This window comes from Pseudomonas tehranensis, from assembly GCF_014268615.1.
In the GTDB taxonomy this organism is placed as follows: domain Bacteria; phylum Pseudomonadota; class Gammaproteobacteria; order Pseudomonadales; family Pseudomonadaceae; genus Aquipseudomonas; species Aquipseudomonas tehranensis.
Map to the genome: position 1 here is coordinate 1 of NZ_JABWQV010000271.1, position 6,194 is coordinate 6,194.

Below are 6,194 nucleotides of genomic sequence, written 5' to 3' on the forward strand. Positions count from 1 at the left end.
CGTCTTCGCGAGCAAGCCCGCTCCCACAGGTTAATGCGTGTACCCAGACGTTTTCAGGTCCACCAATAGCGCACCAGATGAAAGAAAATCGGTGCGGCGAAGCAGACCGAATCCAGCCGATCCAGCATGCCGCCGTGGCCTTCGATCATGTGCCCCCAATCCTTCACGCCACGGTCACGCTTGATGGCCGACATGACGATCCCACCGGCAAACCCCAGCAGGTTGATCAGCAAGGCAATGAGAAACGACTGCCAGGGATTGAAGGGCGTAATCCACCACAACGCGCCACCGATCAGCGAAGCCAGCAGAATGCCGCCGACAAAACCCTCGACGGTTTTCGACGGCGACAGGTTTGGGGCGATCTTGTGTTTGCCGAACAACTTGCCGCACACGTACTGCAGCACATCCGACAGCTGCACCACGATCACCAGGTAAGCGATCAGCAGCAGGTTGCGCCCTTCAAAACCAGCGATGTCCAACGTCAGCAGCGCCGGCACGAACGAGATGCAGAACACCGCGATCATCAGCCCCCACTGGACCTTGGAAGCGCGCTCCAGAAAGTGCGTGCTGTCGCCGCCCAGGGACGCGAGGATCGGCAGCAGCAGGAACACGTACACCGGGATAAAGATCGAAAACAGCCCGTACCAATCAAAATAAATCAGCAGGTATTGCAGCGGCAGCGCCAGGTAAAACGCCGCCACCAAGGCCGGATAGTCGCTGCGCCGGGTCGGTGTCAGGGTCAGGAATTCCCGCAGTGCATAAAACGACACGGCGTAGAACAACAGGATGACTGCCGCGTTGCCCAGCCAGAACGCTGTGCCGATCACCAGCACCATCACCCACCAGGCGTTGATCCGCGCGTTGAGGTTATCGATGACCGAATTCGGCGCGCCTTTGGTGCGCCACTTGAGAATGAAACCAATCACCGAGGCCAGCAGCAGAATCGCGCCGATCCCGCCAAACAACATCAGGGTATGTCTATCCATGTCAGACGTGCTCCGGGGCCAGGGCCAGCAGCGCGGCGCGGCTGCGTTCAAGAAATTGCGCTTTGCTTTCATCTTCTTCGATGCACAGCGGCGCGCCGAAACTGGTGGTGCACAACAACGGCAGAGGCAATACGCGGCCCTTGGGCATGACGCGGTTGAGGTTGGCGATCCACACCGGAATCACCTCGACCTCGGGGTGGCTTTTCATCAAGTGATAGATCCCGCTCTTGAACGGCAGCAGGCCGTCCTCCGGGTTGCGCGTCCCCTCGGGGAAGATGATCAACGAGTCGCCGTTTTCCAGGGCGTCGAGCATCGGCTGCAACGGATTATGCGAAGGGTCCTTGCGCTCGCGGTCCACCAGCACACCGTTGAACACCCGGTTGATGATGTAGCGGCGCAGCGGGCTGGTCTGCCAATAATCGGCGCCCGCCACCGGCCGGGTCAGCTTGCGCAGCGCCGGCGGTAACGAGGCCCACAGCAGCACGAAGTCGCCGTGGCTGCTGTGATTGGCGAAGTAGATCCGCTGCACCGGTTGCGGCGCGCAACCGAGCCACAGGCTGCGAGCCCCCGTGACCATGCGGGCGGCGGAGGTGATGAGGCTGGCGACCACGGGTTCGAACATGAGGATTCCTTGTCCTGAGAAGCTCGGGTAGTGACGCAATCTTTAACAGCTGACCAATTCACTGTGGCGAGGGAGCTTGCTCCCGCTGGGCTGCGCAGCAGCCCCCTCCAAGCTGAATGCCACTTCTAACTGACACACCGCAGCGTCTGGCTCAGGGGCTGCTTCGCAGCCCAGCGGGAGCAAGCTCCCTCGCCACAGTAATCGCTTGCCGTCCGGTATTCGTTAACTTTAAAACTATCTGACGTCTGAAAAGGCTAACCAGGGACTGGCCAGAATGAAGCCCAGCGTCAAGACCACTTGCGTGGCCAGCAACAACGACTGCCGACGCAGCAGTAGCAACGCGCCATGCCGGCGCTCGGTCCAGAGACGACCGCTGCGTTCGACCGGTTGCAGGCCGAGGGCGGTGAGGGCTTGATCCAATGTATAGGTTCGTTCGGCCAGCGATTGGGTGCTGTCCGCCATGCGCTGGAACAGGTCGGCATCAAACGCCACGCGTTGCGCCCAGTATTTTTGCAGCACGCCAAAGGTGAATATCACGACGCTAAAGCACAGCAGCCACGGATTGACGCTGCCGACCAAAAACTGCGCCAGCCCCAGCAGCGCCGCCAGCAGTGTCAGCCCGGTGGAGAGCTGATCCAGCGAGTGACCTCGGCGCAACAGGCTCGCCACGGTGTGGAGTTCCATATCACTGATCATGGTCATTCCTCGTGCTTGTGGATAACCGTTCCAACGCCCGACGGTGCGCTGGATGCAAAACAACGTGCGGGCGGGCCCGCTGGATTTGGACAATGGCCGCATCGACGCTGGCGGCCCGGCCAGTGTGCAACAACCACGCGGCCACGGCGCTGGCGCTGCGCGAATAACCCAAGGCGCAGCAGACCAGCAGCGGCCCATGCTGACGCAGGTTCTCGATCATCCGTGCAGCCTCCAGGCACTGCTCGGCACTGGGCGCGGTCAGGTCAAGCACCGGCAACGTGCGATAGGCGATGCCGGTGCTGTCCATGGACATTTCGGCGCAAAGGTCGAGCACGCCGTTAAACGCACTGTCCTTCAATTCCACCGGCGTGGGAATGCGCCCCAGCCAGACGTTATCGGCCACCTGATCCGCCTGTGGATGCTTGCGCGTCCAGCATCGCGAATTGATCCACGCCGCCGCCAGATAGGGCGCCAACAACCAGCGCACCGCTGGGCTCAGCCGGCCATCTTCACGTTTCTGAAACCCGCTCGCACCGAATGCCAGGTAATTGAGTGCCACCATCAGCAGCGCCACCGCCGGCCAGATCAACCAGAGCCACGCGCCACCCCAGGCAAACGCCGGAATGAAAAACACCGCAGCCCCTAAACCATAGCGCAAAGCCAATCGCAGACGCGCCGGGTCTGCGCTCAATCGCGCTGTTTTCAGCGGGCTGGGGCGATCCAGCGGCCACAACCAGACACACAACCACCCGGCCAGCGCACCGGTGGGCAGGTCAATAAAGTGATGTTGATAGGTGGTCAGCACCGACACACCAATCAGCGCGAACCAACCGTGCATCAGCCAACGCCAGAGCCCTGACAGATGCCGCTGATAACACACCCACAGCACCACCAACAACGCGATGTGCAGCGATGGCGCCTGATTGAACGGCTTGTCGAACCCCGCCAGCACGTCGAACAGCCAACCGAACAGCCCATCCATTTCCGGTCGGGCGAAGGTGAAACGCAACGGCCAGAGCAGAAAACAACTGACCGCAATCGCCTGGGCCGTGAGCAGACGCAAGGCGTGGCGTTTGAGTTCTTCGCGGCTGCTGGGCAACAGCAGCGACAGGCCGTACAGCAGATCAATCGACCAATAGGGCACGATGGTCCAGGCCATGAACGGCATCTGGCTTTCCCAACCGAACACCAGACTGCCCACGTCATCCCGTTGGGACGTCACCCAAGTGGCGAAGCCATACGTGCTGAAAAACAACGGCGCCAACAACAACAGCCACAGCACCGCCGGTTTCAGCAGGCCGGGCTCGCGAGCGGGGGCGATGACGGCGCTCATCACTGCACGCGCTGAGCCAGCGAAACGCTGAAGATGCCCCACTCATCGACCCGCAAGGTGATCTTGCGAAAGCCCGCCGCTTCGACCAGTTGATCCATCTCCGCTTGCGTGCGTCGGCGCATTACCCAGGCCTGTCCGGCGCGGTGGCTGGTGAGGGCGCGGGCGATCAGCTCCAGTTGCGGGTGCCACGGCTGCCCGGTGTAGACCAGGAACCCGCCGGGTTCCACCGCTTCGGCCAGGCCGGCAAGGGAGTCACTGACCATCTGATTATCGGCAAACAACTCATACAAACCGGACACCACCGCAAGCGTCGGTTTCGGTGCCAGCGCCGCCAGATCCGAGCGATCAAAGGCGTCACCTTTGACGAATTGCGCGATATCGCCCAGTCCTTTTTCGAGGATCAACGCACTGCCATCACGCACGTTGATGTCGCTGTAATCGCGCAGCAGGATCGACTCCGGCAGCGGACTGACGCCTTGCAGCGCTTCGAGAATGTAACGGCCATGGCCGGCGGCGATGTCGACAATGCGCACTTCACGGTCCTGCTCGCGCAACGTGCCCATGGCCAGGCGCAGCAGCTCCTCGACGTGCAACTTGCGCTGACGAATCCCGCGCCAGCCGATGGAGTTAAGGTAGTTTTGGTCAATCATCCGCCCCAGGGCCGAGGTGCCGGTGGGGCGATTGCGGTAGACGTAATCCAGCGTGCTGCCGGAGTCGAAGCCGGTGTCGAAACCCAGCTTCACTCCAGCCGACAACTTGCTGCCAAAACGCATGCTGGCGCGGGTCATGCGCCAATACAGATCGCGCAACGAATTGTGTGGCAACGGCGTTGCCAAGGCTTCGGACTCGGCGCACGTCGCGCCCAGGCGATCGGCGTCCAGCAGGGAAGGGCGGTCCAGCGGGCGGGCAAAGTTTTGCAGAATGAACCGGCGGGCACTGGCGATGGCCGGCGCACGGTTCTTCTCGCCGAGGGTGTCGTGGAAGAACCCCGGCAGAATGTGTTTCTCCTTGTGCACACTGCCCAGCCGCTCGAAGAACTGCTCCTGGGGTTTGCGCTGCACCACAAAGTCGGAACCGGAAATCAACAACTGCGTCGGCACCTGAATCGCCTGGGCATCGGCCACTACCCGGTCGGCCGCTTCATACAGGCCCAGCAGCACATTCACCGAAATCGCCTTGGTGATCAGCGGATCGCTGTCGTAGGACGCCACCCGCTCCGGGTCATGGCTGAGGAATTTCGCCTTGACGTAACTGTTGACGAAAAAGTTGCCGCGAAACCGGCGCATCAGCGCCAGGCCCGGGCGAGCGAAAGGCACGTAAAGCTTGACCTTGAACGCCGGCGACGCCAGCACCAGCGAGCGAATGCGCGGGGCGTAATCGTGAACCCAGGTCGACGCGATCACCGCCCCGACACTCTGCGCCACCACGGCGATGTTCTGCTCGTCGATCTGGTGCGTTGCGCCGATGTGATCGCAAAAGGTCTGCACATCCCGCGCGCTGGTGGCAAAGCTCGGACTGTCGCCGCGTGCCCCCGGCGACTGGCCATGGCCGCGTGCATCCCAGGCAAAAAAGTCGAAGCCGGGTAAATCCAGTTCATCCACCAGATGGGCAATGCGCCCGGAGTGCTCATGGCCGCGATGAAACAACAACACCGCCTGACGGGGCTCACCCGGCGCCGCAGCGACGGCCGGCCAGTGCCGGTAAAACAAGTCCACGCCGTCAAAGGTGGTAAACGTCAGTTTCTGGGCTTCACGCATTGCAACTTCCTTATGCTGAGGGAGCGTTTTCCGTCACTTGATTCAGGCCATGACGCACCCGATTGACCAAGGTATAAACCAGCAGGGCGGCCACCACCGCCATCACACCATCCACCCACCCGGCGCCGAGCCAACCCACGGCAATCCCGGTCGCCAACACGCCCAACACAAAGGCGCGATCACTCTTGCCCATCGGCCCGTCATAGCGCCGTGAAGCCCCCACCATCGCCCCCAGCACACCGGCGTATTCGCTGAACAACGCCAACAGCGTGACCAACAACACCAGCAACAGACTGGCATCGGCAAACAAGGCAAAAGGCAGGATCAAGGCAGCGTCGGCGATGATATCGCATAGCTCATTGAGGTAGGCGCCCAGAGGCGATTGCTGGCCGAACTCCCGGGCCAACATGCCATCCACCGCATTCAACGCCATGCGCAAAAGCATCCAGATCGGCACCAGGATGAACACCCAAGGATGACTGGCAAACCACGCAACCACGGCCCCCACCAACACCGAGACAATGCCGGCGAGCAAGGTGACCTGATTGGCCGTGACGCCCTTGTCGTAAAGACACTGGACCACCGGGCGCAGCAGGTTCTGGAAGGCGGGTTTGAGCTGGTAAATGGAAGGCATGGGAAGGGAATCTCGGCCGTTAAGGGGCTGGGCTTGTTCAGCTGCGAGATTACGATAGTTGGGGTTTGGCCGGAGGGGTAATTCTCCAGAATGCGCGCGGGTCGGCACATCTGGCAACGAATCTACCGGTGGATAAAGAACCCCTGTGGGAGCGGGCTTGCTCGCG

Annotated in this window: 6 protein-coding genes; all 6 read right to left on the minus strand. The window is 61.6% G+C overall.

What is annotated here, in order from left to right:
* Window positions 1-53 precede the first annotated feature (53 nt).
* The 6 genes from HU811_RS23715 to HU811_RS23740 all read right to left on the minus strand — a co-directional run bounded on the left by HU811_RS23715 (window position 54) and on the right by HU811_RS23740 (window position 6,028).
* Window positions 54-986, minus strand: coding sequence for a phosphatidate cytidylyltransferase (locus HU811_RS23715; protein WP_092394726.1), 933 nt, complete (start codon window positions 984-986; stop codon window positions 54-56).
* 1 nt (window position 987) lies between these two features.
* On the minus strand, window positions 988-1,608 hold the full coding sequence (locus HU811_RS23720) for a lysophospholipid acyltransferase family protein (protein ID WP_092394723.1): 621 nt from the start codon (window positions 1,606-1,608) through the stop codon (window positions 988-990).
* 234 nt (window positions 1,609-1,842) lie between these two features.
* Complete coding sequence (locus HU811_RS23725) at window positions 1,843-2,304, minus strand: hypothetical protein (RefSeq protein ID WP_186658393.1); 462 nt, start codon at window positions 2,302-2,304, stop codon at window positions 1,843-1,845.
* Window positions 2,294-3,637, minus strand: a complete 1,344-nt coding sequence (locus HU811_RS23730; RefSeq protein WP_186658397.1) for a phosphatase PAP2/dual specificity phosphatase family protein — start codon at window positions 3,635-3,637, stop codon at window positions 2,294-2,296. Before HU811_RS23730 ends, HU811_RS23725 begins: the two co-directional genes overlap by 11 nt.
* Window positions 3,637-5,394, minus strand: a complete 1,758-nt coding sequence (locus HU811_RS23735; protein WP_186658398.1) for a bifunctional alpha/beta hydrolase/class I SAM-dependent methyltransferase — start codon at window positions 5,392-5,394, stop codon at window positions 3,637-3,639. Before HU811_RS23735 ends, HU811_RS23730 begins: the two co-directional genes overlap by 1 nt.
* Window positions 5,395-5,404: 10 nt before the next feature.
* The gene (locus HU811_RS23740; protein WP_186658399.1) at window positions 5,405-6,028 is read right to left on the minus strand and encodes a CDP-alcohol phosphatidyltransferase family protein; all 624 of its coding nucleotides are present in this window, start codon (window positions 6,026-6,028) and stop codon (window positions 5,405-5,407) included.
* Window positions 6,029-6,194: the final 166 nt, after the last annotated feature.

Bases quoted from the DNA above. Each gene is read 5' to 3' on its own strand.
- HU811_RS23715 (WP_092394726.1), bottom strand. From the start codon at position 986: ATGGATAGACATACCCTGATGTTGTTTGGCGGGATCGGCGCGATTCTG.
- HU811_RS23720 (WP_092394723.1), bottom strand. From the start codon at position 1,608: ATGTTCGAACCCGTGGTCGCCAGCCTCATCACCTCCGCCGCCCGCATG.
- HU811_RS23725 (WP_186658393.1), bottom strand. From the start codon at position 2,304: ATGATCAGTGATATGGAACTCCACACCGTGGCGAGCCTGTTGCGCCGA.
- HU811_RS23730 (WP_186658397.1), bottom strand. From the start codon at position 3,637: ATGAGCGCCGTCATCGCCCCCGCTCGCGAGCCCGGCCTGCTGAAACCG.
- HU811_RS23735 (WP_186658398.1), bottom strand. From the start codon at position 5,394: ATGCGTGAAGCCCAGAAACTGACGTTTACCACCTTTGACGGCGTGGAC.
- HU811_RS23740 (WP_186658399.1), bottom strand. From the start codon at position 6,028: ATGCCTTCCATTTACCAGCTCAAACCCGCCTTCCAGAACCTGCTGCGC.